This is a genomic window from Kiloniella sp. (assembly GCF_965205715.1).
In the GTDB taxonomy this organism is placed as follows: Bacteria; Pseudomonadota; Alphaproteobacteria; order Kiloniellales; family Kiloniellaceae; genus Kiloniella.
This window is the reverse complement of sequence record NZ_CBDBHW010000014.1, coordinates 1,822,484-1,846,687: the sequence shown is the minus strand read 5'-3', so window position 1 is coordinate 1,846,687 and position 24,204 is coordinate 1,822,484. Positions and strand designations below refer to the sequence as shown.

The 24,204-nt window shown below is 45.4% G+C and carries 24 protein-coding genes; 10 read left to right on the top strand and 14 right to left on the bottom strand.

Translation table 11 applies throughout. The features are described 5' to 3' along the window. Positions 1–74 precede the first annotated feature (74 nt). Positions 75–617 carry a hypothetical protein gene (locus ACOGW3_RS25955; RefSeq protein ID WP_419905575.1) on the top strand — a complete coding sequence of 181 codons (543 nt, stop codon included), beginning with the start codon at positions 75–77 and terminating at the stop codon, positions 615–617. 104 nt (positions 618–721) lie between these two features. On the opposite strand, the gene ACOGW3_RS25950 is transcribed toward ACOGW3_RS25955, so the two are convergent. Further along, on the bottom strand, positions 722–1,273 hold the full coding sequence (locus tag ACOGW3_RS25950) for a cysteine hydrolase family protein (RefSeq protein ID WP_419905574.1): 552 nt from the start codon (positions 1,271–1,273) through the stop codon (positions 722–724). Positions 1,274–1,374: 101 nt separating this feature from the next. Between ACOGW3_RS25950 and ACOGW3_RS25945 the strand changes: the two genes are divergently transcribed. Beyond that, positions 1,375–2,346 (top strand): GlxA family transcriptional regulator, encoded by a 972-nt coding sequence (locus tag ACOGW3_RS25945; protein ID WP_419905573.1) that lies wholly within the window; start codon positions 1,375–1,377, stop codon positions 2,344–2,346. 20 nt (positions 2,347–2,366) lie between these two features. Here the strand turns inward: ACOGW3_RS25945 and ACOGW3_RS25940 are convergent, their stop codons facing one another. The 3 genes from ACOGW3_RS25940 to ACOGW3_RS25930 are packed head-to-tail and all read right to left on the bottom strand — an operon-like array spanning position 2,367 to position 5,163. Continuing rightward, positions 2,367–2,936, bottom strand: a complete 570-nt coding sequence (locus tag ACOGW3_RS25940; RefSeq protein ID WP_419905572.1) for a methyltransferase domain-containing protein — start codon at positions 2,934–2,936, stop codon at positions 2,367–2,369. 10 nt (positions 2,937–2,946) lie between these two features. Then, on the bottom strand, positions 2,947–4,461 hold the full coding sequence (locus tag ACOGW3_RS25935) for a B12-binding domain-containing radical SAM protein (protein ID WP_419905571.1): 1,515 nt from the start codon (positions 4,459–4,461) through the stop codon (positions 2,947–2,949). Positions 4,462–4,503: 42 nt separating this feature from the next. After that, a complete protein-coding gene (locus ACOGW3_RS25930; RefSeq protein ID WP_419905570.1) occupies positions 4,504–5,163 on the bottom strand; it encodes a hypothetical protein in 660 nt (219 codons plus the stop codon). Here ACOGW3_RS25930 and ACOGW3_RS25925 point away from each other — a divergent pair. From ACOGW3_RS25925 to tnpA, 3 genes are all read left to right on the top strand, one after another. Beyond that, positions 5,150–6,382 carry an ISL3 family transposase gene (locus tag ACOGW3_RS25925; protein WP_419901077.1) on the top strand — a complete coding sequence of 411 codons (1,233 nt, stop codon included), beginning with the start codon at positions 5,150–5,152 and terminating at the stop codon, positions 6,380–6,382. The genes ACOGW3_RS25930 and ACOGW3_RS25925 overlap by 14 nt on opposite strands. 22 nt (positions 6,383–6,404) lie before the next feature. After that, entirely contained in the window at positions 6,405–7,205 is an 801-nt protein-coding gene (locus ACOGW3_RS25920) for a glycosyltransferase family 2 protein (RefSeq protein ID WP_419905569.1), read from the top strand. Between the two features lie 140 nt (positions 7,206–7,345). Then, complete coding sequence (tnpA, locus tag ACOGW3_RS25915) at positions 7,346–7,780, top strand: IS200/IS605 family transposase (protein ID WP_419901154.1); 435 nt, start codon at positions 7,346–7,348, stop codon at positions 7,778–7,780. Positions 7,781–7,785: 5 nt separating this feature from the next. On the opposite strand, the gene ACOGW3_RS25910 is transcribed toward tnpA, so the two are convergent. Continuing rightward, positions 7,786–8,397, bottom strand: coding sequence for a hypothetical protein (locus tag ACOGW3_RS25910; RefSeq protein ID WP_419905568.1), 612 nt, complete (start codon positions 8,395–8,397; stop codon positions 7,786–7,788). A 308-nt stretch (positions 8,398–8,705) separates the two neighbouring features. Continuing rightward, entirely contained in the window at positions 8,706–10,097 is a 1,392-nt protein-coding gene (locus ACOGW3_RS25905; protein WP_419905567.1) for an aldehyde dehydrogenase family protein, read from the bottom strand. Positions 10,098–10,531: 434 nt separating this feature from the next. Here ACOGW3_RS25905 and ACOGW3_RS25900 point away from each other — a divergent pair, with 434 nt between their 5' ends. Beyond that, positions 10,532–11,554 carry a hypothetical protein gene (locus tag ACOGW3_RS25900; protein WP_419905566.1) on the top strand — a complete coding sequence of 341 codons (1,023 nt, stop codon included), beginning with the start codon at positions 10,532–10,534 and terminating at the stop codon, positions 11,552–11,554. 104 nt (positions 11,555–11,658) lie between these two features. Here ACOGW3_RS25900 and ACOGW3_RS25895 read toward each other — a convergent pair whose 3' ends face one another. Together ACOGW3_RS25895 and ACOGW3_RS25890 are read right to left on the bottom strand one after the other, a co-directional pair. Then, on the bottom strand, positions 11,659–12,411 hold the full coding sequence (locus tag ACOGW3_RS25895) for an SDR family NAD(P)-dependent oxidoreductase (RefSeq protein WP_419905565.1): 753 nt from the start codon (positions 12,409–12,411) through the stop codon (positions 11,659–11,661). A gap of 73 nt (positions 12,412–12,484) precedes the next feature. Then, on the bottom strand, positions 12,485–13,717 hold the full coding sequence (locus ACOGW3_RS25890; RefSeq protein WP_419901077.1) for an ISL3 family transposase: 1,233 nt from the start codon (positions 13,715–13,717) through the stop codon (positions 12,485–12,487). On the opposite strand from ACOGW3_RS25890, the gene ACOGW3_RS25885 reads away from it, so the two are divergent. Continuing rightward, entirely contained in the window at positions 13,704–13,826 is a 123-nt protein-coding gene (locus tag ACOGW3_RS25885; RefSeq protein WP_419905564.1) for a hypothetical protein, read from the top strand. The genes ACOGW3_RS25890 and ACOGW3_RS25885 overlap by 14 nt on opposite strands. Before the next feature lie 67 nt (positions 13,827–13,893). Here the strand turns inward: ACOGW3_RS25885 and ACOGW3_RS25880 are convergent, their stop codons facing one another. The 3 genes from ACOGW3_RS25880 to nth form a co-directional block, all read right to left on the bottom strand. After that, positions 13,894–14,931: a M48 family metallopeptidase gene (locus ACOGW3_RS25880; protein ID WP_419905563.1), complete on the bottom strand. Its 1,038-nt coding sequence runs from the start codon at positions 14,929–14,931 to the stop codon at positions 13,894–13,896. 63 nt (positions 14,932–14,994) lie between these two features. Continuing rightward, on the bottom strand, positions 14,995–15,555 hold the full coding sequence (locus tag ACOGW3_RS25875; protein ID WP_419905562.1) for a LemA family protein: 561 nt from the start codon (positions 15,553–15,555) through the stop codon (positions 14,995–14,997). Positions 15,556–15,652: 97 nt separating this feature from the next. Then, positions 15,653–16,306, bottom strand: a complete 654-nt coding sequence (gene nth, locus ACOGW3_RS25870) for an endonuclease III (RefSeq protein WP_419905561.1) — start codon at positions 16,304–16,306, stop codon at positions 15,653–15,655. A gap of 148 nt (positions 16,307–16,454) precedes the next feature. On the opposite strand from nth, the gene ACOGW3_RS25865 reads away from it, so the two are divergent. Further along, positions 16,455–18,728 (top strand): methyl-accepting chemotaxis protein, encoded by a 2,274-nt coding sequence (locus ACOGW3_RS25865; protein ID WP_419905560.1) that lies wholly within the window; start codon positions 16,455–16,457, stop codon positions 18,726–18,728. 7 nt (positions 18,729–18,735) lie between these two features. Here ACOGW3_RS25865 and istB read toward each other — a convergent pair whose 3' ends face one another. The 3 genes from istB to ACOGW3_RS25850 form a co-directional block, all read right to left on the bottom strand. Next, entirely contained in the window at positions 18,736–19,548 is an 813-nt protein-coding gene (gene istB, locus ACOGW3_RS25860; protein ID WP_419901088.1) for an IS21-like element helper ATPase IstB, read from the bottom strand. After that, positions 19,545–21,053: an IS21 family transposase gene (gene istA, locus ACOGW3_RS25855; RefSeq protein ID WP_419901087.1), complete on the bottom strand. Its 1,509-nt coding sequence runs from the start codon at positions 21,051–21,053 to the stop codon at positions 19,545–19,547. The genes istB and istA overlap by 4 nt, the downstream gene beginning before the upstream one ends. Before the next feature lie 311 nt (positions 21,054–21,364). Next, positions 21,365–22,273 carry a DMT family transporter gene (locus ACOGW3_RS25850; protein ID WP_419905559.1) on the bottom strand — a complete coding sequence of 303 codons (909 nt, stop codon included), beginning with the start codon at positions 22,271–22,273 and terminating at the stop codon, positions 21,365–21,367. 217 nt (positions 22,274–22,490) lie between these two features. Between ACOGW3_RS25850 and ACOGW3_RS25845 the strand changes: the two genes are divergently transcribed. After that, entirely contained in the window at positions 22,491–23,327 is an 837-nt protein-coding gene (locus tag ACOGW3_RS25845) for a division plane positioning ATPase MipZ (protein ID WP_419905558.1), read from the top strand. 144 nt (positions 23,328–23,471) lie between these two features. Next, on the top strand, positions 23,472–24,170 hold the full coding sequence (locus tag ACOGW3_RS25840; RefSeq protein ID WP_419905557.1) for a VWA domain-containing protein: 699 nt from the start codon (positions 23,472–23,474) through the stop codon (positions 24,168–24,170). The last annotated feature ends 34 nt before the right edge of the window (positions 24,171–24,204 follow it).

The window sequence follows — 24,204 nt, the reverse complement described above, 5'->3', positions numbered from 1 at the left end:
TAGCCGGGTTTTTATTGCCTTGCGCCCAGAATAAACTATCGTGGTCTTTTTTTGGGGGCAGCCGTTCCCAGTAGTTGCCCGACAATAGCCCAGCAGTAACCAAACGTCAGAAAGAAGATCCATTGCGTAAAGAAGATCTCGAAGAGTTTGTATTGGCAGGGATCAAATCAGATGAAGAACTAAAGTGGTTTAGTCGTCCCGATTTCATCGCCATCTGGCGAAATGAGTTCTCTGCGGCGTTGACAAAAATATTTCTCATCATCGCTGCAGTGCTGGGGCTGTTTAGTGTTATTACGCTGGTTTTCTTTAAAATCTCGACAATTCTAGTGATCGCCTTTGCTGTATCTTTGGGGGCAATAATTTTCAGACTGGGGTGGATCTATTATCTCTCGCGTCGTCTAACCTATGTCATTACTTCGTCCCGCCTGTTGTTCCTACTCGAAGCCGGGCGACCGATAGAATACAAATCCTATCTTCTTTCAATGATCAAAAAGACTGTACGAGTTGATCATCCCGGCGGAAGCAGTGATTTGCTTCTGCCTGAACAAAGTGATGCGTTATACGGCGTTAGTAACGGGGAATTGGCAGAGCAACTGTTGTCTAAAATCAACGATTAAAGTCAGCTCAAATCTGTTTTCTTTGTGTTTTGGCAATACTGGCACGGGCTATTTAAATCTCCCTCCTTCAGGCATGCTGCACCTTTGAGAGGGAGATCTCTCAATTAAATACGGCTAAGGGTTTCGTCTGTGGAGATGACTTCGGCATAGGCAAAAGAGAGCGCCGACATAAAGGCGGTATGGACCTGAGCTGCGGGGACGGTCTTGTCATTGAATTGAAGGTCCAAGGTCGCACAGGCGTCTTCCGCGACAATACACTTAAAACCATAATCAGCGGCAGCGCGGACCGCTGCGTCGATGCACATGTGGCTCATGGAGCCAATAACAACCAGTTCGCTGATATTCTGTTCTCTCAGGGCCTGCAACAGGTCTGTGCCTTTGAAGCTATTGATCTCTGATTTAATTATGACTTGCTCGCTTTCCAGCGGTTTAACTGAGTTGTGAATTTCACTTCCCACTGTTCCCTTTACAAAAAAAGGCGCTTCTGAACTGTCGGCAATATGTCGAACGTGAAAGACTGGGCGCTTTTTAGCGCGGAATTGTTCAAGCAATCGCGTTGCCTGCTCAGCTGCTTTTTCTTGATCTACGAGGGGCCAACTTCCCCCTGAAAAATAATCGTTTTGAATGTCTATGATGAGAAGGGCTGTGTTTGTCATGTCAATTTTCCTGGTTTGGATTGCATATAACGCTATTTAACTTGAGAAAAATAACTTAGAGTATGGGCGGATATGACAATTATAGGGTGAGATGCGACATTGTGACTAAGGCAGTCAATATTGGGATATTAGCTTATCCAGGCGTGATGAATTCTGCTCTTCATGGTTTGGCTGAAATATTTGAGGTAACAAATCGAATAAGAGCGGAATACCCGAATTCGTCGTGGCCGAAGTTGGCGTGGAGTTATTGGGCGGTTGAGCCCGATCTCGCTCCTTCATCTCTTCAAGTACATCCCGTTTTGACATCGAATAAATCTTTGGATGTCGTCGTGATACCGCCAAGGATAGAAGAAGAAGAGTTCTGTCAAATTGAGCCTGTTTGTAGCAAGTGGCTCAGAGAACAGCATGACCAGGGTGCGGTTCTCGCTTCTGCTTGTGCTGGGGCACTTCTCTTGGCTCAGGCTGGGGTGCTTAAGGGGCGACGTGCGACAACGCACTGGGGGCTTGCTGATGAACTCAAAGATAATTTCCCGGAAATTATCATGTGTGAAGAAGAGCTGCTTATTGATGACGGTGATATCATCACCGCGGGCGGGATGATGGCTTGGACAGATTTGGCGTTGCGGCTGGTGGAACGTTTTGCAGGGCCTTTTCTAGCCATGAAGCTCAGTAAGTATTTCTTGATCGATACCGGTCAGAGAGACCAGAGGTATTACCAGAGTTTTGTGCCCAAGTATGGCCATGGTGACCGGGAAGTGCTCACTATTCAGCAATGGCTGCAGTCAAATTATGCCAAGTCGGTCTCAGTAAAGAAAATAGCAGAAGATAATAATCTGACCGAGAGAACCCTGCAGCGCCGTTTTACCAAGGCCACCGGCCTTGCTCCATCAGCTTATATCACCCAGTTGCGTCTGCAAAGATCACGTGAACTGTTGGAAACGAGTACGAGCACCATCGATGAAATTGTCTGGAATATCGGCTACGAAGACCAAAGCTCTTTTCGAAAACTCTTTAAAACCCAAGTGGGCCTAACCCCAAGTGAATACAGGAAACGTTTTCTTATTAGAGAATAGTCTTGAGCCTGCTTGGGCAGCTATATTTTCCGAAGGGCAAAGAGCTGGTTGAGGCCGAAAAGGAACGGCCTGTATTCAACCAATTCAAAGTATCCCTTTGAATAATGGGCAACAGTTTCGTCGGTGAAATATGTTTCGTGATCATCTTCGATATGCTGGGCATAGAGGTTGATCAGCCATTCAGCCTTTTGCTTGGGTGTGGTGAAAACGAAAAGGCCCCCGGGTTTTAAAATCCGGCTGACCTCTTTAAAGACGAATTCCGGATTGGGGAGATGCTCTATCACAGCCAGCATGGTCACATAGTCAAAAAAGTTGGCTTCGCAATCAACACCCGAATTAAAATTGCCAGCTTCCCCTTCCAACAGGGGGTCTTTGCCAAATCGCTCGATGTTTTTCAAGCGGCTTAGAAAATAACCATCCCCGCAGCCGATATCCAAAAGCCTTAACCCAGCTTTGTCTTCGACATGACGCATGATATTACTGGCGCGAAGATACCGCGTGATCGGGAAGATCAAGGGACCGATGATTGGTCGCGCATCCTGATAACCCAGTTTTTCAATGAACCGGGTGTTGTGGTCTACAGCAAACATATCTCAGATATTACCCGGTAAATGCATCATATGATGAATTGGGTACGGTCCGTTTGATCTTCGCGAGCATTTTGTCATCGTACACCTTTTGGTTTGGTGTCATGGAAATGACCGACATGCCAGCACGTGCTTTACGGGCAAATTCACCAACAGAGCGTACTTGCATAGCTTTGCGCATGATATAGGTAGGGCGTAGATAGAAGCTTTTGTAGCACTTAATCAGGATTTCACGAAGTTCCTGACGGGTGAAGTTTTCTTCCCATACCGGAAGTTCAAATCCTGCAGCAGGGTTTTCTGCAAATTTCTGCCAAACGTCCTCTTTGATAATGCCTTCTTTTAGGCCGCGCATATAGATTTCTGTACCGGGATAAGGGCAAAAGATAGTGAAGTGAACGTAATCAGGGTTCAGCTCACGTGCCAATTTCATAGTGTCTTCAATGTCCTCCATCTTTTCAGTCTGTTGGCCAATAATGAAATAGGCCAGACGTTCAAGATTGATTTCTTTAGCGGCATCAAAGGCGGCTTTTACCTTGGCTACCGTGGTGTTCTTACGGATCTCGCGCATCATGCGGTCATTGCCAGATTCCACGCCAAAGTGGATACGATCACAGCCAGCCTCGACCATGTGTTTCATCAAGTCTTTGTTGACTGTGTTCACATGGGCACGGACATCCCATTTAAATTTAATATTGCGAGAGATAATTTCGTCGCAAAGCTCGTGTACCCGGTCTTTTCTAACCGTAAAGGTATCGTCGTAGATAAAGGCTTCGTTAATCCCCAGACTTATGCAGTCTTCCATCTCGTCAGCAATATGTTGGGGGGATCGCCACCTGAAACCCGATAGAACGGGTGAGAAAGGGCGGTCGCAAAATGTACAGCGGAAGGGGCAACCACGAGAAGTAAACATGGTGGTAATCGTGCTGCTGCGACCAAGCAGAGATGTGTAGTCGCCGACATTTAATTTGTTTCGTGCTGGGTGCCCCAAACTATCGAGATCATCGGTAGAGGGGGCAATACCCCCGTTGTAAATGGTGCCGTCGTTCTGTTCAAACACAAGCCCCATGATGGTGGCCCACTCTGTTGGCGTATCCAGCTTGTTCAGGAAATTGAGGAAGGCAATCTCGCCTTCTCCCTGTAATAAGAAGTCAACCTCAGGCCAAACGATTGTTTCATCTGCAAACAGATGTACATGGGGGCCACCAAGAATGACTTTTGCATTGGGGTTTACTTCTCTGATAACGCGGCAGGTTTCGCGTACATCAATGAGAGTAAAGGTCATGGCAGTGATGCCGCAGACATCAAATTCCTTACCGCGGAGTTCTTCTCTGAGCTGATCGTAACTCCATTGTGGAGGTTGGGCATCTATTACTTCGACAGAATGGTCGCTGTGTTCTTCGAGGTATCCAGCAAGGAAAAGCAGTCCCAAAGGAGGGTTGAAACCCCGGTGCTTTTCAACGATGGCAGGGTTTTTCCCTATCAGTTCGTTAAACCGGGGTGGGTTTATGAGAAGTACTTTTTTGCCCATGATTACTCTCTAACTCTTTCAACGAAGTGCTCGAAACTGCCCCTAACTCCCAGTTTCCAACTCTTTACGTTGGTAAATTTTCATCAATCCCCGCCCTGAAGAAGTCGCTATTAGCCTATAGTCTGCCTCAATAGTTTTAAAATAGTCTTTAAAACTATCTGGCATTTTATGCTCTATGGCTCCCCAGTAGAGCAGGTAATCAATTTTTACGTTTGTTTGTTGCTCATAGGCTGAGGGATCAATTATTTCATAAAAGTAATCTGAAAGTTTTGTCCCAACAATTGAGGGAAAGGGCGATTTTCCATCAATGTACTTTATTGGAATAACGGGGAAGGGACTACGGGCTTGGATGACTTTCAGATTGATGGCTCCAGTGTTCGCCGCCAATCTCTTGCCTTCGTGTAGAAAGAAATCAAGTCGCGTAACATCTTTTTGGTCTCGTAAGTTAAAGACCATGAAAGTCTTGCCAGGTTCTAAATATTGTTCGGCAAATTGATATTCTTGATATTTTTCATAGGCCTTAGAGAATTCATCTATTCGCTTCAGGGGAATGGCTACATTTATTGCAATGATCAAAGGGATAAGAACTTTACGGCTCTTCTCCGCTTTGTTGAGTAGAAAAAGATGCCGACCGCCAAGTAACCTGTTGATATGTATGGTTTCTGATAACTTTACATAGAGCAGGTATATGACAATCAACATCTCGCAGCATATTTTAGGCCTCAAAGGGCAACGTGTAAATGAAATTAAACTGGATGACGGCGGTGTTAAGATTGTCATTCACTGCAGCCGAGACGCGCGTAGGAGGGCTATAGACCCTGCTACAGGCCAGAAGGGAAGCATCAACCAGCATGTCCGCCGACAAGTAAACGACATCCCCCTTTTTGGGTATCCTTGTGTGGTCGAGATTGAGCTGGCGCAGGTTTATATTAACAAGGGCGAACGCCGCATTGAGGGGTGTGATTTTGTTGATAAAGGGTGCCGTTTCACTCACCGATTTTGCCGACTGATCAGTGGATTATGTCGGCATATGTCTATTCAAGCGGTTTCCAGACATTTGGATATACGATGGGAAACGGTCAAGAATATCGACAGGGCATACCTTATTGAAACTCTCCCTACGCTTGATCCTGCAGAGCTAACTGGCTTGGAATATATTGGTGTAGATGAAGTTGCCCGGGCGAAAGGTCATGACTACATGACGGTGGTCTACGATATGGTTGGCGGTCATCTGATCTGGGTTGAAGCAGGCCGAACTGCCGAGGTTTTTTCAAGGTTTTTGAAACAACTGCAACCAGATACAGCCTGCAAAATAAAGGCCGTAGCGATGGATATGGGGCCTGCCTACCAAAAGGCTGTCAGAGAGTCCTTGCCGTTGGCCGACATAGTATTTGACCGTTTCCACGTCATGAAAAACTACAGCAAAGCTATCCATAATCAGCGTCGACTTGAGTTCAGAAAGGCCGATCCAAGTGGTAAAGAGTTGATGAAAGGGACACATTATCTGTTGCTCAAAAATGCGGATAAGTTGAGTGAAAAACAAAGTGACAAGCTGCAAAGGTTGCTGGAGAGCAATAGCAACCTGAATGCACTTTACGTCTTGAAAGAACAGCTTCAGCTGCTGTGGAGTGCCGCTTCATTTGAGGCGATGGCGGAGCAACTGGAACGTTGGTGCCTGATAGCAGATCAGTCACAGATGCTCTATCTAAAAAAGTTCGCGAAATCCCTACGGAAACATTGTGTGGGCATCTGCAACTACGCCAAACACAAGCTCACAAGCGCCAGGATAGAGGCTGGTAATGTCAGTATAGGAATGATCCGTAAGCGAGCCAGAGGCATCAAGGATACCGAATACTTCAAACTCAAAATTAGACAATCATCCATTCCAGATAATCAATCTATGCTCTATTTGAAATCCTAAATCTACTCAACAAAGCGGAGAAGTGCCTGGGTTTTCTTTTGAAATTATTGCTGTCGATGATGGTTCCGAAGATAAAACAAGTGAAATTCTCAAGTCCATGGAATTTCCTATTCGTGTTCTTCGTAACGAAGAAAATTGTGGCTATGGCGCCTCTATAAAAAGGGGGATACGCCATGCAAAGGGGGCCTTAATTGGGATAACCGATGCGGATGGAACTTACCCTCCTTCTGCTTTGCCCGAGTTGATCAAATTGGTTCACAGTGGTGACGCGCATATGGCGGTTGCGGCCCGGGTTAGTTCTCGGAATGCGACCCCTCTTATCCGTCGACCTGCAAAATGGTTCTTACGTGTCTTGGCAAGTTTTGTCTCTGGTCGGAACATCCCGGATATAAATTCTGGCCTGCGTGTTTTCAGAAAAGATTTGGCAGAAAAACTGGTTGGCATATTACCTGATGGCTTCTCATTGACGACAACGATCACATTGGCTCTATTGACCAATGGGTATACTGTTGAATACCGAACAGTGGACTATTTGAAACGAAAGGGTGTTTCAAAGATAAGGCCAATCAGGGATACCCTGCTGTTTATACAGTTGACCCTGAAAATTGCGCTCTACTTTGCGCCGCTGAAAGTCTTCATCCCTTTTAGCCTGGCTCTTATGGCTGCAAGTTTAGGTTGGGCGCTTTTCAGCTATTTTTATTTCGGCCGTTTGGCGGATACCAGTAGTTTGGTCCTTGCTTTGGGAGGCCTGCAAATGGGGGCGATTGGAATGCTTGCTGAAATGATCCGGTTTAATTTTCCGGTCAATCGGAATGAAGATTAGCTCATTAGCTTCTGGATTTCTTTTTCCACTAATTTAATCCGGTAAACCCCCGGCTATGCCGGGGGACTCTCAATGGTTTGACCGTTCCCACGGTCTTACATTTCTTTGTTTATTGACCAAAATAACAAAGGAATTAGCCGATGAGAGATTACAAAAGCCTTGCACATACGAGATGGGATTGTAAATACCACGTGGTTTTCATCCCTAAACGCAGGCAAAAAGTTATCTATGGCAACCTACGTCAGTATCTTGGTGAAATTTTCCATGAACTGGCCGGGCATCGCGAAAGTAAGATTGAGGAGGGCCATTTGATGCCGGATCACATTCACATGTGTATCAGCATACCGCCCAAACATGCTGTTTCAAAAGTCGTTGGATACCTAAAAGGAAAAAGCGCGATTGCCATAGCTCGAAAATTCAAAAATAAAGCACGGAATTTCAAGGGTGAAAATTTTTGGGCCCGTGGATATTTCGTCTCAACTGTAGGGCTCGATGAACAGATGGTGAGGGAGTATATCAGAACGCAAGAAGAGCGTGATAAGTACTTTGACCAAATGGATATATTCAATCCATAACCGCTTTAGCGGTTCCCAATTTGCCCCTTTAAGGGGCTCACCCGCTTAAGCCCCCGGCTTTGCCGGGGGTCATTTAACTTTGCTTCATGGATATCGAGGAAACCTTTCTTGACTTCACGCGTGACGGCTTTGGGAGGCGGGGCATTGTCTCTGTCTGTTGTGGGAACGGAAGTGACAAGAGATTTTGTGAAAAGGATATCGCCCGTACCATCATTGTGTTCAGCTCGCTCAAGGAAGTCGAGTTTATCGATATCGTAGCTCACAACGGATTTTTTCTTATAATCATCAATGATCATTAAGCGCCGGTTGGTCAAAACGTAGAAGGTTTGCTCAGCACGTGACTTGGCAACCTTGGGTTTGTTGATGAGTTTACTTGCCATAAACATAAAAGGAAGTCCAAAGAGAGCTAAAGCCAGACCCGCCATTTTCCCAGTTGAAAAGCTGGTCATGATCACCCCAAGCATCCATAGGAATACAACGGCAATTATGACTTTGCCAAAGATGGCAGCTTTACGTTTTTTTGACATACGACGGTTGGGATCTGGACTATCTGCCCAAATCAGCTCTTCGCCCTCGATAAGTTCTTCTCTCGCGCGTTCAAGTGGATTTTTCTTCACTTAGATCATATCCTGAGGCTGTATTTACGTAATTACGTTTGCATGAATATTAATCTATTTTAAATTATATATTTTGGCTATGTCGAAGGCGTTTCGACCGAGATGAAAAAGTATTTGATACTAAGTAGAAATCTGGAATTTGGAACACCCATAATTACCGTATATAAGGTTCCTTAAGGGATAACCCAGATTTTACCCGTAAGGTCATTTATGAATTTGGCATGTAAACTCAAGGCAAAATAGATAAAAAAGCCAGTTGAGAAACTCAACTGGCTTAGTCAAAAACGTCACTTTATTACAATATTTGTTTAAAGCTTGGTACGAAGGTGGAATGACTTCGGACGGGTTAGGTGCTCGTAAGCCACTTTAGAGAGGCTACAGCCGCGGCCGGAGTTCTTAACACCTGTCCAGGCCAATGCCGGATCAAGGTAATCACAGCGGTTCATAAACCAGGTGCCCGTATTGATATCATCACCGATTGCGAGCGCGGCATCAGCATCTTCGGTCCAGATTGAAGCGGTCAGGCCAAATTCACTATCGTTCATTAGCTTGATGGCTTCCTCGTCGGAAGAGACCTTCATGACCCCGACAACAGGGCCAAAGCTTTCTTCATTCATCACCCGCATGGAATGATCAACACCAACAACCAATTGTGGTGCGAGATAAGGTGTACCCTCTTTGTCAGCTGCGAAGTAACCTGGATCGATCAGGGCTTCTGCGCCAGCTTTCACGGCTTCGGCAACTTGGCCACGAACAAAATCAGCAGCACTGGTTTTGACAACAGGGCCAAGGTTTGTGCTGGTATCTGTCGGGTTGCCCAGTTTGTATTGCTTGAGCAGATCAACAGCTCCGGATACAAAATCATCGTATACGGAATCATGAACATAAATACGCTCAATGCCGCAACAGGATTGGCCAGAGTTAAACATAGCGCCATCAACAAGGCTTTCGACAGCATAAGCAACGTTTGCGTCCGCGCGTACGTATCCAGGATCTTTACCGCCAAGCTCAAGGCCGGTTGCGATAAAACGGCCAGAGGCTGCTTTTTGAATAGCGTGGCCCGCAGGAACAGATCCGGTGAAGTTGACAAAATCCACGCCGTCAGATCCGATTAGTTTCGCAGCACCTGAGTGGCTCATATGTAGGTGTTGGAACACTCCTTCTGGAAGGCCGGCAGCTTTGAAAGCTTCGGAGAAACGTTCAGCACAAAGTGGTGTTTGTGCCGCATGTTTTAATAGAACTGTGTTACCAGAAAGAAGTGCAGGAACAATACAGTTCACCGCCGTCATCAACGGGAAATTCCAGGGAGCAACAACGAAAACCACGCCCAAAGCTTCTTTTCTGATGAAGCGGGTAAAACCCTCTTTATCTCCAACGTTTTGGTCAGCCAATGATTCCGGTGCGATGTCAATCATGTAACGTGCACGTTCCTCGAAACCACCAATTTCACCGGGGGCTTGTGAAATGGGGCGTCCGATTTGCCAGGTAATTTCCTCGGCGATTTCGGCTTTGTTAGCAACAAAGTAATCGACAGCTTTGCTTATCAGGGCTTGTTTTTCGCTGATCGGAACTTTGCGCCAGCTTTTTTGGGCGGCAACGGATTTATCCAAGGCCGCTTGGATATCACGATCACTTGCAAGTGGACGTTCGACATAAACAGATCCGTCTACAGGTGAAATACATTTCAATAATTCGCTCATGGAAGGCGCTCTCCTTGGTGTTTATGGAGTATTTTTGTGGGACCTTCATAAACTGAACGGGTACTTGCCACAAGATGTCCATAAGGAAGCCCAGATATGCGTGTTGCGCATGGCTCCATTCGAAAATTGCATGGCTCAATTGGGGGTAGTATTATTTTACGATATTAGGTGCGCGATAGAAGTTAAACTGGTTGCCATTGGCGAGAAAGATCCGCTTCCTCTCGCTGATTTATATATGTGCTCGAATCCAGCTGTACTTTAGCTTTACCATAATTTGTTGAAATATATACGAAATGCTGGACTTGATTATTTATTAAGTAAACATTAAGATTCATAAATTATCTTATATAGTAATTGAAAATTTGTCGGAGCATGTAGCTCTATCCCACTTTATACGTTGTTCGTTAAGGTAGGGGCGACCTCAGGAGGAGAAAATGGCTCTTTCCGCACTAGGCTTGTTACAACAAGGGCTGGAGAACCTGCGTGGTTTTTCAGGCGATAACGCGCGTGTGCTAACACCAGTTCAGAATGCGCAAGATGCACTCGCCAGACAAGCTGGCCAGCAGAACCCCAATAATCCAAATATTCGTGATCAGGTTGATGTCCCTGACACATTGTTAGGCGATGCAGATGAAACTTCTGAAGCTTCTACAAGTGGTGCTTTGACACCAAAGGAAGCCATTCAGAAAACCCTGAGCAGCGCTTTGGATTCTATCGTTGGGACCTTAGCTGAAGTATTTGAACGTTTGGGGAATAGCAAAGAAGCTGCGATTGAATTTGCACAAAATCTTGTTAATTCCATTAAGGAATCTGCAGCGAATTCCGATGAGTTTAGTTTCTCATTTGAACAGTCCGTTGCCACGCGCACTCAAAAAGCCTTGTCCTATGCCGGAGCAGATGGAACAGCTGCTGGAGTAAGCGAGCAAACCTATCTTGCTGTCCAATCGCTAGATATATATGTGAACAACAATACCGGCGAGTTATCATTTAATTTTGCCTCTGTTCAGGCAGAGATAACAAAAACCACAGCGGTGGCGCAGTCTAGTTCTGCCGAAGGTGCGAATGCATTGCTTGGGAACGTGCTGCAAGGCCTCGAAGGTGGAGAGTTTTATGGAGCGGGTGAGGGGCTAGCTCTCGCAAAGAGCGGCTCTGGGCTTGGTGACTTTATCAAAGAACTGGTTAGTAACCCTCCTAGAACAAATGAGGATGATGATCAGGAGCTCTTGAGGAAATTACCGGGTGAGGGGCCATTACTCACGGTTAGAAGTAAAGATGAGATCTTGCCTAAAACCGATGGTGAAGATCCGATTACCCACATTCGAGCTGATTTACTGGTACCGTTAGGCCAGCTGTTCAACGGCGCAAATGGTCCAGAATTTGAAGGGCGTAATGGCGTGCGTCAGTTATTGTTGGATACCTTAACGGGTAGTGCCGCGGGTGTTGGTGTCGACGCCTAAGAATTATTGGATTTTAAGTTACTCAGTACAACAATTTAAAATTCTTATGTAATAAAGAGGGCTGAATATTCAGCCCTCTTTTTTTATTGAGTAGAATGTCTAGTTTAGGGGCGGGCTAGAAGCCCTCCGTCGACGATAAGTTCCGTTCCGGTTATATAACTGGCTTTTTCAGATAATAGGAATAGGGCGGCGTTTGCCATGTCTTGTGTTGTTCCAGCTCTCCCAAGGGGAATTGCCTTTTCTGTGGAGCTCTGTATTGAAGGATCCTTGATCCAGCGATCTTGCATGGGGGACGCTGTCGGTCCGGGAAGAATAGAATTCGAACGAATATGATCGGCAGCACCTTCCAGGGCGACCGTTTTGGATAGTGAGATAATCCCGGCTTTGGAAGCCTGATAGGCCACTTGGGGCTTGTCGTCGCCGCGCATGGCTTGGACAGAGGCAATATGAACCATAGAGCCTGACCCTGTTTTACGCATCAGGGGGAGGGCATGGCGACAGGTTATAATCATGGATTTGAGATTGATATCCATAATCCGGTCCCAGGCGTCCAGGTCGGTCTCTTCTGTTGATCTATCTTTGTCAAACCAGAGAACACCAGCCGCATTGACCAGATAATCAAGTCGTCCGGTTTTCTCGTAAGTCTTATCCATAACCTGTTTTATAAAAACAGAATTGGTAACGTCGCCTTCTCTAAATTGGGCTGTACCCTGCTTCACCAACGAGAGGTCTGTCTCTGGTTGTTTCACATCAATAAGGACAACATAAGCGCCTTGATTAGCAAGATCGAGAGCAATGTTTAATCCCATGCCTCCCGCAGCCCCGGTAACAACGGCGGTTTTCCCTTTAAAACTCATGAGCACACCTAACCTTGTAATTCGATAATGGAAATATCCAAAAATGGGCACTTCTCCGCTTTGTTGAGTAGATTTAGGATTTCAAATAGAGCATAGATTGATTATCTGGAATGGATGATTGTCTAATTTTGAGTTTGAAGTATTCGGTATCCTTGATGCCTCTGGCTCGCTTACGGATCATTCCTATACTGACATTACCAGCCTCTATCCTGGCGCTTGTGAGCTTGTGTTTGGCGTAGTTGCAGATGCCCACACAATGTTTCCGTAGGGATTTCGCGAACTTTTTTAGATAGAGCATCTGTGACTGATCTGCTATCAGGCACCAACGTTCCAGTTGCTCCGCCATCGCCTCAAATGAAGCGGCACTCCACAGTAGCTGAAGCTGTTCTTTCAAGACGTAAAGTGCATTCAGGTTGCTATTGCTCTCCAGCAACCTTTGCAGCTTGTCACTTTGTTTTTCACTCAACTTATCCGCATTTTTGAGCAACAGATAATGTGTCCCTTTCATCAACTCTTTACCACTTGGATCGGCCTTTCTGAACTCAAGTCGACGCTGATTATGGATAGCTTTGCTGTAGTTTTTCATGACGTGGAAACGGTCAAATACTATGTCGGCCAACGGCAAGGACTCTCTGACAGCCTTTTGGTAGGCAGGCCCCATATCCATCGCTACGGCCTTTATTTTGCAGGCTGTATCTGGTTGCAGTTGTTTCAAAAACCTTGAAAAAACCTCGGCAGTTCGGCCTGCTTCAACCCAGATCAGATGACCGCCAACCATATCGTAGACCACCGTCATGTAGTCATGACCTTTCGCCCGGGCAACTTCATCTACACCAATATATTCCAAGCCAGTTAGCTCTGCAGGATCAAGCGTAGGGAGAGTTTCAATAAGGTATGCCCTGTCGATATTCTTGACCGTTTCCCATCGTATATCCAAATGTCTGGAAACCGCTTGAATAGACATATGCCGACATAATCCACTGATCAGTCGGCAAAATCGGTGAGTGAAACGGCACCCTTTATCAACAAAATCACACCCCTCAATGCGGCGTTCGCCCTTGTTAATATAAACCTGCGCCAGCTCAATCTCGACCACACAAGGATACCCAAAAAGGGGGATGTCGTTTACTTGTCGGCGGACATGCTGGTTGATGCTTCCCTTCTGGCCTGTAGCAGGGTCTATAGCCCTCCTACGCGCGTCTCGGCTGCAGTGAATGACAATCTTAACACCGCCGTCATCCAGTTTAATTTCATTTACACGTTGCCCTTTGAGGCCTAAAATATGCTGCGAGATGTTGATTGTCATATACCTGCTCTATGTAAAGTTATCAGAAACCATACATATCAACAGGTTACTTGGCGGTCGGCATCTTTTTCTACTCAACAAAGCGGAGAAGAGCCCAAAAATGGAATAAGCATAAGAATTTAAATAAAATTTCTAAAGACGTCTTTAGATAAAGCGACAAAAAAGAGTAAGAATGATTATTCCAAATTCATTAAGCGCTTTATACGAAGCGATGTGGCTGGATGCGTTGAAGTCAAATTGCTGGCAAATTCACTGAAAGATCTGTTCGGGTTTATGATGAACATATGTTCGGTTGCAGCATTTTTTTCTTTAAGTTTTGCATGGCCACTAATCTTAAGAAGGGCAGAGGCCAACCCTTTGGGGTTTCTTGTCAGTTGGGCTGCTGTTGCATCCGCGAGGTATTCGCGTTCTCTCGATATTGCCATACGCACAATATAGGCAACCAGAGGCGCAAGTATTGCGGCGAGAAGCCAGACAGCACCGACGATGAGCAAAAGAGGCCCCGTCCCTTTATTACCTTTCTTCGAACGAGATGATGCCCGGCGAGAGGAGGAAAAGAAAATCCGGATCATTCTAAGCATAAGCTCAGCAAACACGGCAATTAATCCGGCACCTACCGCTACGAGTACGGCGTATTGTACGTCACGGTTGAGGATATGCGCCATTTCGTGGGCAATAACGCCTTGTAACTCGTCCCTGTTGAGAGTGTCGTAGAGGCCAGTCGTTACCGTAATAGAGGAATTCTCGGGCCTAAGGCCGGTTGCAAAGGCATTGAGGCCAGGATCATCAATAATATAGATTGCCGGCTTTACCTGCCCGGATGCTATGGCCATTTCATCAACGACGTTATGGAGATCATCATATTTCTCTGGATCAGCTTCTTTGGCGTCGTTCATTCGAAGAAGTGTTTTATCCCCAGAAAAATAGGCCCAACAAAGTGCGAGTGCGGATAGGACAAGCATACCCAATGCTGCGGATATTCCCCAGCTGCTGTTTAAAGTTGTGGTGAGTAACTCAAAAAGCTCCTGGTCGTAGGGCGCATTAATTAGGGCGGGATGGCTTTGCGTGAAAATCTCGGCAGCCCAGCCTGTGATAAACCCAAGAGCCATGGCAGTTGATATCATGATGATACACAGAAGAAGTGAGTTCCACTTGTTTTTGGCTTGCGCAGCCTTGAAGTCAGTGGAAATCACGATGAGTGGTTGCGTTGTCATCTCAGAAAAAGAGTCATTTCAAAATACCACCAGTTCTTATTGATAAAATCGTACTATTCAGGGTTAGAACGATACTTTTGGTGCATCTTGGGCCTCTTGACGTGTGGCCTCATCTAGTTCCCACAGCTCTTCAAGGGCGAACTTGAAGAGGTTCGCAACCAGGTTGGATGGAAATTGTTGAACGCGGTTGTTCTGGTTGGTTGTCACGTCGTTGTAATGTTGTCTGGAAAAGGCGACTTTATTTTCTGTTGTCGTCAACTCTTCGGTCAGGTCGCTAACATTTCCCTGGGCTTTAATGTCAGGGTAATTTTCCATGACGGCAAGAAGGTTCGCTGTCGCGTTTGACAATAGGTTGTTGCTCTCGATTGCTTCGCTACGGGATCCGGCATTATAGGCACGTGTTCTGGCTTCGGTTACCTGGGTCAGGACATCTTTTTCATGAGCCATAAAGCCCTTGACCGTCTCTACCAGGTTCGGGATTAAATCAAGCCTGCGTTTGAGTTGGACGTCTATCTGTCGCCAGGCATTTTCAACTGAATTTCGTCCTGAAACGAGACTGTTGTATACCTTGATAGCGTAAAGCGCGGTTAGTATTACCAGTGCAAGAACAATGTATTCAGTCATGTTTGTCCCAAAAGTACGAGAATAGATCAGATTATGTGCTTAGGTTGCAGTAGCAACATTTATACTCGAACAAGGGTAGTGGTGGCCAGTTTCATTTTTAGGATTTCTTTGTTTTAACTGGATTTTTTCTATCTGGATAACAGGTTGTGCAAATTTCACACTTTGTGCCATCACATCCACGTGCTGAGCAATATTCCCGTCCATAATAAATGATTTCTAGGTGGAGATCATTCCAACGCTCTTTGGCAAAAAGCCTTTTGAGGTCTTTTTCTGTTTGATCAACATTTTTGCCATTCGTTAACCCCCATCTCTGGGCTAAGCGATGGATATGAGTATCAACGGGGAAAGATGGAACCCCAAAAGCCTGTGACATGACAACTCCGGCAGTTTTGTGTCCCACACCCGGAAGTTCTTCCAGAGCTTCCATAGATTGGGGGACAGCACCATCGTATTTATCGATCAAAATTTGGGAAAGTTCAGAAATAGCTTTTGATTTACGTGGCGAAAGACCGCAAGGCCGGATGATGGCTCTTATCTCATCAACAGGCACCTTTGCCATATCAAATGGATTGTCTGCGCGATCAAAAAGAGCAGGTGTAATTTTGTTTACTCTTTCGTCAGTACATTGAGCTGAGAGCAAAACTGCAACGAGCAGAGTGTATGGATCCTTGTGATCAAGGGGAATCGGCAGGGTTGGATATAGCTCTTTGAGGCGCTTATTTATATATACAACACGATCTTTTTTTAACATTTTGACCCTTATCGCTCAGATTTAGGAAATATTATCTTTTGATATACTTTATGTTAACGCTCCCGACGAATAATCGTTGTTAAAGAAGTAAAAGCAATAACAATTTCGTCTCATAAATGAGACTTGATAGGTAAGGTCGGGTTAAGTCGTGTCTGAAGAACAAAAAAATACTACCGATGGCAACCAAGAAGAGGTCGCCATCGATGAAGCAGTCCATGAAGAAACTCTTGGTGAAGATGTCGTCAGTGAATTTCCTGAAGAAGTAGAAGATACTGGGGAAGTCCAGCGAACTACTTTTCTTGGTAATTTTGCTGTATCTACGCGAATTTCAGCCTTGATGTTACTGGGTATCATTGCCTTGGGTGTTATTTGTACCATCTATTTTGTCGGTGATGTTCTACTGTCAAACAGTAGGACGCAGCTCGCGGAAAATCAGGCAATACTTACTCAAAACCAAGAGTCGTTATCTGAAGATCAAAAAAAGCTGGATAAATCTCAGCAAATTCAAAAGTTGGTTGATGAAATTGATGTAAACATTAACCGCTTGGCTTTGAATGAAAAAGATTTCCTTCTTAAAAGTGATTTAAAATTTGAGGATCTCTTTTTTAAGGAAATGGATGTCATCAATACCAAACTTAAAGAGCTTGAAGGACTTTCAGATGCTCCTGAAATCAAAGATAGCCTTGCAAAATTAAAAGCCAATCTTCTGGCTTACGAGGATAGTTTTGGTGTTGTTGTTCAGGCGAAATCTACGCTTGGAATGACTAAAAATGCTGGTTTGAAAGGCAAGTTAAACAACTCTGCCTTTGCGATTGAGGATAGCTTGAAAGCGCCTTATTTGATCAAACTGGCTGGTGAGATGACTGCTATTCGTACGGTTGAGAAAACCTTTATCATTACCCATGAGAAAGCAGACATGGATTCTGTTCTCAAAAAGGGTAAAAAGTTTAACCGTAACGTAAAATATGCGCTTCTTTCTAAAGACGAAAAGAAGTCTATTCAGGCGCTGGTTGTAACCTACCTAAAAGATTTCGAGAATTTTGCGAAAACCACCCTGAGCTTCGACGGTGGCACGGATAAATTGGTTGCTGTTTTTAGCACTCTTCATGCTCCTCTCGAGACTATGGCTGAATTCAGCAAAAAAGAACTCGATGCTATCGCCAAGCGTGTTGCTACGGTAACCGGAGAGGTCGACGCTGTATCCGCCGATGTGAAAAAGGTGTCATTAGAGGCAGATGAAAATGCCGCTTTTGTTCGCAGTTTGATTATTGGCGCTGCAATTGTGATTTTCATTCTTATGGTCGCAATTGGCATTGTTGTTCTTCGCAGCTTAACGGGGCCAATACGTTTGATTACTGATGTGACAACTCGTTTGTCAGAGGGTGATAAAGAAGTTGAAATTCCTGCAGTTGATAATAAAGATGAAGTCGGGGAAATGGCCCGCTCACTTCTGGTCTTTAAGGAAAACCTGATTGAGAACGAGCGTAATGATGCCGAGCGACGCGAACAGCGTAAGGAGCGCGAAGCAAGATCCCGACGACTTGAAGAATTAGCAAAACAGTTCGATGGTGAAGTTCGCGATGTTCTTTCGGGACTACAGAGCTCTACTGGCCGAATGGGCGATACAGCTACAAGCATGTCTACCATTGCTGATGAAACCAAGGCTCAGTCTGCCGCAGTTGCTTCTGCTTCTGATTTGGCGTCCATGAACGTGCAGACGGTTGCTTCTGCTGCTGAAGAGCTTTCAGCATCGATCAATGAGATTAGTCGTCAGGTATCTGATTCCGCAAATGTCACAAGTCAGGCTGTTTCCGAGGCTACTAAGACCAGCCAAACTGTCCAGGAATTGTCAGACGCTGCACAAAAAATTGGTGAAGTCGTTCACTTAATCAATGATATCGCAGAGCAAACGAACCTGTTGGCATTGAACGCAACCATCGAAGCTGCTCGCGCAGGAGAGGCAGGAAAAGGGTTTGCTGTTGTTGCTTCCGAGGTGAAATCCTTGGCTAATCAAACAGCCAAAGCGACTGAGGAAATTTCAGAGCAAATTGCAACTATGCAAAAGCAAACTGGCTCTGCTGTTGGTGATATTCAGGGTATCAGCAAAATTATTAACCAGGTTAATGAAATTGCTTCTGGTATTTCTGCTGCAGTTGAAGAGCAGGGCGCTGCGACTCAGGAAATTGCACGCAACACTCAAGAAGCGGCAAGAGGAACGCAGGAAGTTTCATCTAATATTTCTGGTGTAAGTGAGGCAGCTGAAAAATCAGGGCAAGCCTCAGATCAGGTCATGACAGCGGTTGGTGAATTGAAGGATCAAGGGGATCGTTTGAACTCTCAGGTTCAGAACTTTGTAGAGCGTCAACCACTTTGTCCGGTTGCGTCAACCACCTTGGCCGCTTTTGATGCGGCTGTGATCTGACGTTTATTTACGATGCTTCAGGCATATTTTTCACCTTTTTGTTTGTGGTTTTCCGCAACATTTTTTTGAGATTTTGGGCGGCTTCCCATTGTCTGTAGCTGTCGATATTCATCTCAAGAATGGTTGAGTGGTGAACAAGACGATCGATTGCTGCAACGGTCATGGCCTTATCTTGAAAAATATTGTCCCATCCGCTAAAAGGTTGATTGGCAGCAATTGCAATACTTCGGTACTCATATCGTCTGGCGATCAATTCAAAGAGCACGGATGTTTCAGATATATCCCTTTGTGCATAGGTAATATCATCGAGAATGATGAGATCAAATTTATCGAGTTTTGCGAGGGCGTTTTCGAGCATAAGTTCACGTCTGGCAGCCTGGAGTTTTTGCACCAGATCACTGGTTTGCGTATAGAGCACACGGTATCCAGCCTCTATAAGAGCATAACCTACGGCGCATAGGAGATGAGTTTTTCCTCCCCCTGAATTTCCAATGGCAATCAGATTTGCTCTTGCGTCAATCCAGTCACCGGCAGACAAGGCTTCGACCTGCGCCTTTTTCACGTTAGGCAGCCGCTTGAAGTTAAAAGTGGCCAGAGTTTTTCCGCCCAGCAGGTTTGATGCGTTGAGATGGCGTTGAATGCGTCGCGTGTCCCTTTCGGCCAATTCATATTCGGCCAAAACGGCAAGGAACCTGGCTGCTGACCAGCCCTCCTTGTCGGATTGGATTGCGATATCTTGCCAGTGTTTGTGAAAGCTGGGTAATCGTAAGTCAGTTAGCATAAGAGGCAGCTTGTGCTGATCCACTTCAATGTTTGTCATGCCCGATCCTCCAACAGAGTATCAAAGACTGATAATGAAGGTTGAACCACGGGAATATCAGGAGGTAAATCCGTGTTCTTTTTTGTGATATTCAGCTTAAGTTTTTTTGCGCAAGGTAGCCTTCCTGCATTGATTTCTCTCGAAATCAGGTGCGCGACTTCGGCCTCACAAGCCTCTTCGTGCGCAAGGAAAAGTATCCCAACCATCTGACGACACGCATCTCTGCGGGACAACTTTTTCTGAAACAATGTCCAGGCCAGGGAGTACTCGGTTCTTGGAAAAATACTGTCACGATAAATAGAATTGGCGAGTGCCTGAGGTTTACGTTTGAGAGCATGAATGACGTGATGATAATTGATAACATGAATGCGGGGGCCTTTGCCGTGCCCCCGCTCACGAGAATGGCTGACGACATGAGTGCTGCCTAGATAGGCTTCTATCCGGTTATCGTAAATATGGACACGCAAGCGTTGACCAATTAGGCGAGAAGGGGCGCTATAAAAAACCTGCTTAACTAAAAAACCACTTGTTTTGGTAACTCTCGACACGACTTCAGTGTAATCTGTTGTTCGCCGAGGAGGTAACGCCTTGAGAGATTTCAACTCTGTTTGGATATCTTGGTCACGATGTTTGTTCCGTCTAGCAATCAGCTCGTCCAAAAATCGCCGATACTCATCCAAAGTGTCAAAGTCATTACTGCCACGCAAAATCAGGGCCTGCTTTATCGCAGTCTTAAGGTGACCGTGGTGAGATTCAATGGCACCGTTCTCGTGTGATTCCCCTCTGTTATTTCGACTGGCCTCCATACCGTAGTGCTCAACAAAAGCAGAATAACGTTTGGTAATGTCCTCCTTTTCCTCAACGCTCAAATTCCGAAAGGCCGCAGACAGGCTGTCGGTCCGGTGGTTTTCAGGAGCGCCCCCCAAGGACCAAAGCGCATTTTGTAAGTTCTCCGCAAGGGCTGTAAAACTCTCACCGCCAAGTACGACCCCAACATGTTCCCATCGGCTATATACCAGAACAAAATGATAGAGCCGATGCACCAAAGGATCTCCTGCAATGGTAATACTTAAGTCGGCTGCATCCGTGAAATCTGATTGGCCCATGTAACCCGGCTCAGGTGTTTGCCTGAAAATGATATCCTTTTCAGGGCCATTCAGAGCCCGCCATCCCCGAACTCGGCGCTCTAACGTGCGCTTGACACGGTCATCGGGAAAACGGAGCGGATAGAGGCTCTGTATGTGGCGCAACAAAGTAATGGGTTTGACCGAGTTGTCTTTATCCAAAATGGGAAGGATGTCCTTATCCCAGATATCTTCAAGCGGATCAGAAACTGTTCGCCCTCGCTTTATATTGCGTTGTGACGGTAAAGTCGCATCAACGTCAAATCGGCGGGCCGTGCGTTCGCTAAACCCTGCGCGGGCAGCGGCGGTTCGTTGACCATGAGTTTTTCTATCTGTCATGTAAAGTCTCAGTTGTTCATCTGTGATAAATTTATACGGCAAACAGGTTCCTCCAATTACATCTAGAGGTTCCTAATTTATCAACTCACAGCAGCTTGTAACTAACACCAAATTAAGCCTTGGCCGGTGGATCTGATTATCAAACGGGCACGCCCTTTTTAATGATCAGATCCACCGGCCAAGGTGGTTGTCGCAACCGGCCAAGGTTATTGTCGCTGAACAGAACTTCTTGCAGGAAATCCAGACTGCGTAACCTACGTCATATTTTATTAGTTCTAGGAAGATATTTTTTAAAAAGGTCGGAGCAACAAGCTCCGACCTTTAGTTTTGTCTACAGTTTCTTAAGTTGAATATTAGCGCTTCGACCATTTGGTAAGAGTATTTTTAGACAATCGACTTACTGCAATTCCTGATAAAATGAGGAGCAGGGCGAAAATTGTGGTTGAGGGAAGTCGTTCACTCAGAAACAGAGCTCCCCACAGTACGCCAAAAAAGGGAACGAGATAACCCACGTAAGAGGCAAAACTAACGCCGACTTCTCGAATAAGATAAAAGCGAAGAACAAAGGCGAGAGCGGTTGGTATCAGGCCAAGATAAATTAAAGCTGTGAGGCTTTCCCAGCTGCTTGCGGGGAGAGAAAGCCAAGGTGCTTCAAATAGAAGACTTACAGGGAGAATCAACATAGTCGCCGAGATGAGAATAGAAGCGGTGATAACTGTATTCGATTTCTCTTTTACTCTACGTACAAGAATACCCGAACAGGCATAGCAAATGGCTGCGGCCATGGTTGCGAGTTGAGCAATAACATCTTCTCCAAATCCAGAAAAAGTATCGGGGCCAAGAATGATGAGAACACCTGAGAAGCCAATAACAACACCAATAAATTTAAACAGCGTGAAGCGGTCATCGGTGCTGAAAAAGTGAGAAAGGATCAGAGCGATCAAAGGTCCTGTTGCCATGAGAATGGCCGTTAATCCGGAATCGATAAACTTCTCAGCCCAACTGATCATCGCAAAGGGAGCCGACATACTAAAAAAACTGACGATGATAATTTGAAACCAGAACTTTCTATCCCGGGGGAAACGCAATGATCGTGAACGCATATAAAAATAAATGACGATACTGGCAATCAACAGCCGGCTGGTCGCAATCGTTGCAGGGGGAACTTCTTCGACAGTAATTTTAATTGCTAGAAATGCTGAGCCCCAAATTGCAGCTAGTAAAGTTAATAGTAAAAAGTCGTTTAGGGTTGGGGCGCGCATTTTTGCATCCGATCATTCTCAATATGGAAGAAAGAGCTATCGCCTTATGACTTCTTCTGGCAAGGGAAAAAGGAATGTCAGCGATTGTAATATTGCTGAGTTAAAGTCTGGGCAGTAAAGTGATTAAGGTACGGGGGGATACGATTCTTGTCTGTTTTTGACTGGCTTCGCGCTGTATTTTGTCGAAGTGTTAATATTATAAAAGTAGTTTTCTAAGATGACTGATAATAAAGAGCTACATCGACCACGTATTGTGGTTATAGGCAACGAAAAAGGGGGGTCAGGTAAATCCACGACCACCATGCATCTTGTTGTTTCACTTATGAAAGATGGTTTTACTGTTGGGACAATCGATCTTGACGCCCGTCAAGGAACGCTCTCAAGATATCTTGAAAATCGAACCCGATTTGCTGAAAAATCAAAAGATGTTGTTTTGCTTCCTAAGCACAGACGGGTCTTTCGATCTGAAGCGGCTAATAAAGCCACGAGTGAAGAGGAAGATAAAGATAATCTTGAACTCGCGATGCACGAACTGTGGGACCGTGATTTTATTATCTTCGATACACCAGGTAGCGATAATTATCTCTCTCGCCTTGGTCATAGCTATGCTGACATATTAATTACGCCTTTGAACGATAGTTTCTTGGATATGGATATGTTGGCAAAGGTGGAGATTGAGGAAAAAGAACTGAAATTGACACCGAGCACCTATAGCCAGATGGTTTGGGAGCAAAGGCAACAAAGGGCGATGCAGAGAAAGCGCCCGATTGACTGGATTGTGATGCGCAATAGGCTGTCCCATATTGATGCTAAAAATAAACGGGACATGGGGGTCCTACTCGAGCATCTCTCCAAACGATTACAATTTCGCCTTTCACCAGGCTTTGGTGAACGGGTTATCTTCAGAGAACTATTCCCCAAGGGACTGACATTGTTAGATCTAGGATCTGATGGCGCCGGAGTTAGTATGAGTATGAGCCATGTTGCCGCACGACAAGAGGTACGTACACTTGTTAAGGCGATTGGGCTTACGAAGGATGAGCCGGCGATTTGAAGTAATTAATAAGAAGGTGTTAAGCGGAATAGACCCTAAAATTTTACAAGAGTTTAGAAGGACCTTTTGATTACACCTTACGATCCCTATATTCTATAGATACAAGCCCTTAGGGGTATTTTTCCTTTTCTCTAGGGAGATCTCGTGCCTGACAAAAAACTTCCTATTAAGTCGGATAAACAGGACATCGAGGCTTTTTTGAAAAAGCTGGATCAAACTCCTGTCCCCAACTCATCACGAGGAAGGCTAATTTTTGCTCTGGATGCAACGGCAAGCCGACAGATGACTTGGGATCATGCCTGCCATATTCAATCCATGATGTTTGAAGAGGCGGGGCGTGTCGGTGGACTTGATATTCAGCTCATTTTTTTTCGAGGCTTTCGCGAATGCAAAGCGTCGTCCTGGGTTAGTGACGCTGGGCATCTATTACGGCTTATGACATCCGTGCAATGTCTTGCCGGAAATACCCAAATTGGCAAAGTTTTTAAGCGTGCTCTTAAGGAAACCAGGGAAAAGAGAGTGAGTGCTTTGGTTTTTGTTGGCGATGCCATGGAAGAAGACGTGGACGCTCTTGGTCATATGGCTGGCCAATTAGGGTTACACGGGGTTCCCTGTTTTATGTTTCACGAAGGTGGCGATCCTATCGTTGCCACTGTTTATAAGCAGATTGCGAAATTGTCAGGTGGTGCTTATTGCCCTTTTGATGAAGGAAGTGCTCAGCAACTCAAGGAATTGTTGTCTGCCGTTGCTGTATTTGCAGCGGGGGGACGTAAAGCATTACAGGATTTTAGTCAGGGTAGTAAGGGAGCTTCGGTAAAACTTCTTTCGCAATTACCAGATTAAATGTCCTGACTATTCATTAGTCGCCACTTGTCAC

What these genes read in the sequence shown, in the direction of transcription:
- ACOGW3_RS25930 (WP_419905570.1), bottom strand. Translation starts at nt 5,163, where the DNA reads ATGTTGATTGTCATATACCTGCTCTATGTAAAGTTATCAGAAACCATA.
- nth (WP_419905561.1), bottom strand. Translation starts at nt 16,306, where the DNA reads ATGTTAAAAAAAGATCGTGTTGTATATATAAATAAGCGCCTCAAAGAG.
- ACOGW3_RS25880 (WP_419905563.1), bottom strand. Translation starts at nt 14,931, where the DNA reads ATGACAACGCAACCACTCATCGTGATTTCCACTGACTTCAAGGCTGCG.
- ACOGW3_RS25950 (WP_419905574.1), bottom strand. Translation starts at nt 1,273, where the DNA reads ATGACAAACACAGCCCTTCTCATCATAGACATTCAAAACGATTATTTT.
- istB (WP_419901088.1), bottom strand. Translation starts at nt 19,548, where the DNA reads ATGACAAACATTGAAGTGGATCAGCACAAGCTGCCTCTTATGCTAACT.
- ACOGW3_RS25940 (WP_419905572.1), bottom strand. Translation starts at nt 2,936, where the DNA reads ATGTTTGCTGTAGACCACAACACCCGGTTCATTGAAAAACTGGGTTAT.
- ACOGW3_RS25900 (WP_419905566.1), top strand. Translation starts at nt 10,532, where the DNA reads ATGGCTCTTTCCGCACTAGGCTTGTTACAACAAGGGCTGGAGAACCTG.
- ACOGW3_RS25875 (WP_419905562.1), bottom strand. Translation starts at nt 15,555, where the DNA reads ATGACTGAATACATTGTTCTTGCACTGGTAATACTAACCGCGCTTTAC.
- ACOGW3_RS25890 (WP_419901077.1), bottom strand. Translation starts at nt 13,717, where the DNA reads ATGACAATCAACATCTCGCAGCATATTTTAGGCCTCAAAGGGCAACGT.
- ACOGW3_RS25895 (WP_419905565.1), bottom strand. Translation starts at nt 12,411, where the DNA reads ATGAGTTTTAAAGGGAAAACCGCCGTTGTTACCGGGGCTGCGGGAGGC.
- ACOGW3_RS25845 (WP_419905558.1), top strand. Translation starts at nt 22,491, where the DNA reads ATGACTGATAATAAAGAGCTACATCGACCACGTATTGTGGTTATAGGC.
- ACOGW3_RS25925 (WP_419901077.1), top strand. Translation starts at nt 5,150, where the DNA reads ATGACAATCAACATCTCGCAGCATATTTTAGGCCTCAAAGGGCAACGT.
- ACOGW3_RS25935 (WP_419905571.1), bottom strand. Translation starts at nt 4,461, where the DNA reads ATGGGCAAAAAAGTACTTCTCATAAACCCACCCCGGTTTAACGAACTG.
- ACOGW3_RS25905 (WP_419905567.1), bottom strand. Translation starts at nt 10,097, where the DNA reads ATGAGCGAATTATTGAAATGTATTTCACCTGTAGACGGATCTGTTTAT.
- ACOGW3_RS25850 (WP_419905559.1), bottom strand. Translation starts at nt 22,273, where the DNA reads ATGCGCGCCCCAACCCTAAACGACTTTTTACTATTAACTTTACTAGCT.
- tnpA (WP_419901154.1), top strand. Translation starts at nt 7,346, where the DNA reads ATGAGAGATTACAAAAGCCTTGCACATACGAGATGGGATTGTAAATAC.
- ACOGW3_RS25885 (WP_419905564.1), top strand. Translation starts at nt 13,704, where the DNA reads ATGTTGATTGTCATATACCTGCTCTATGTAAAGTTATCAGAAACCATA.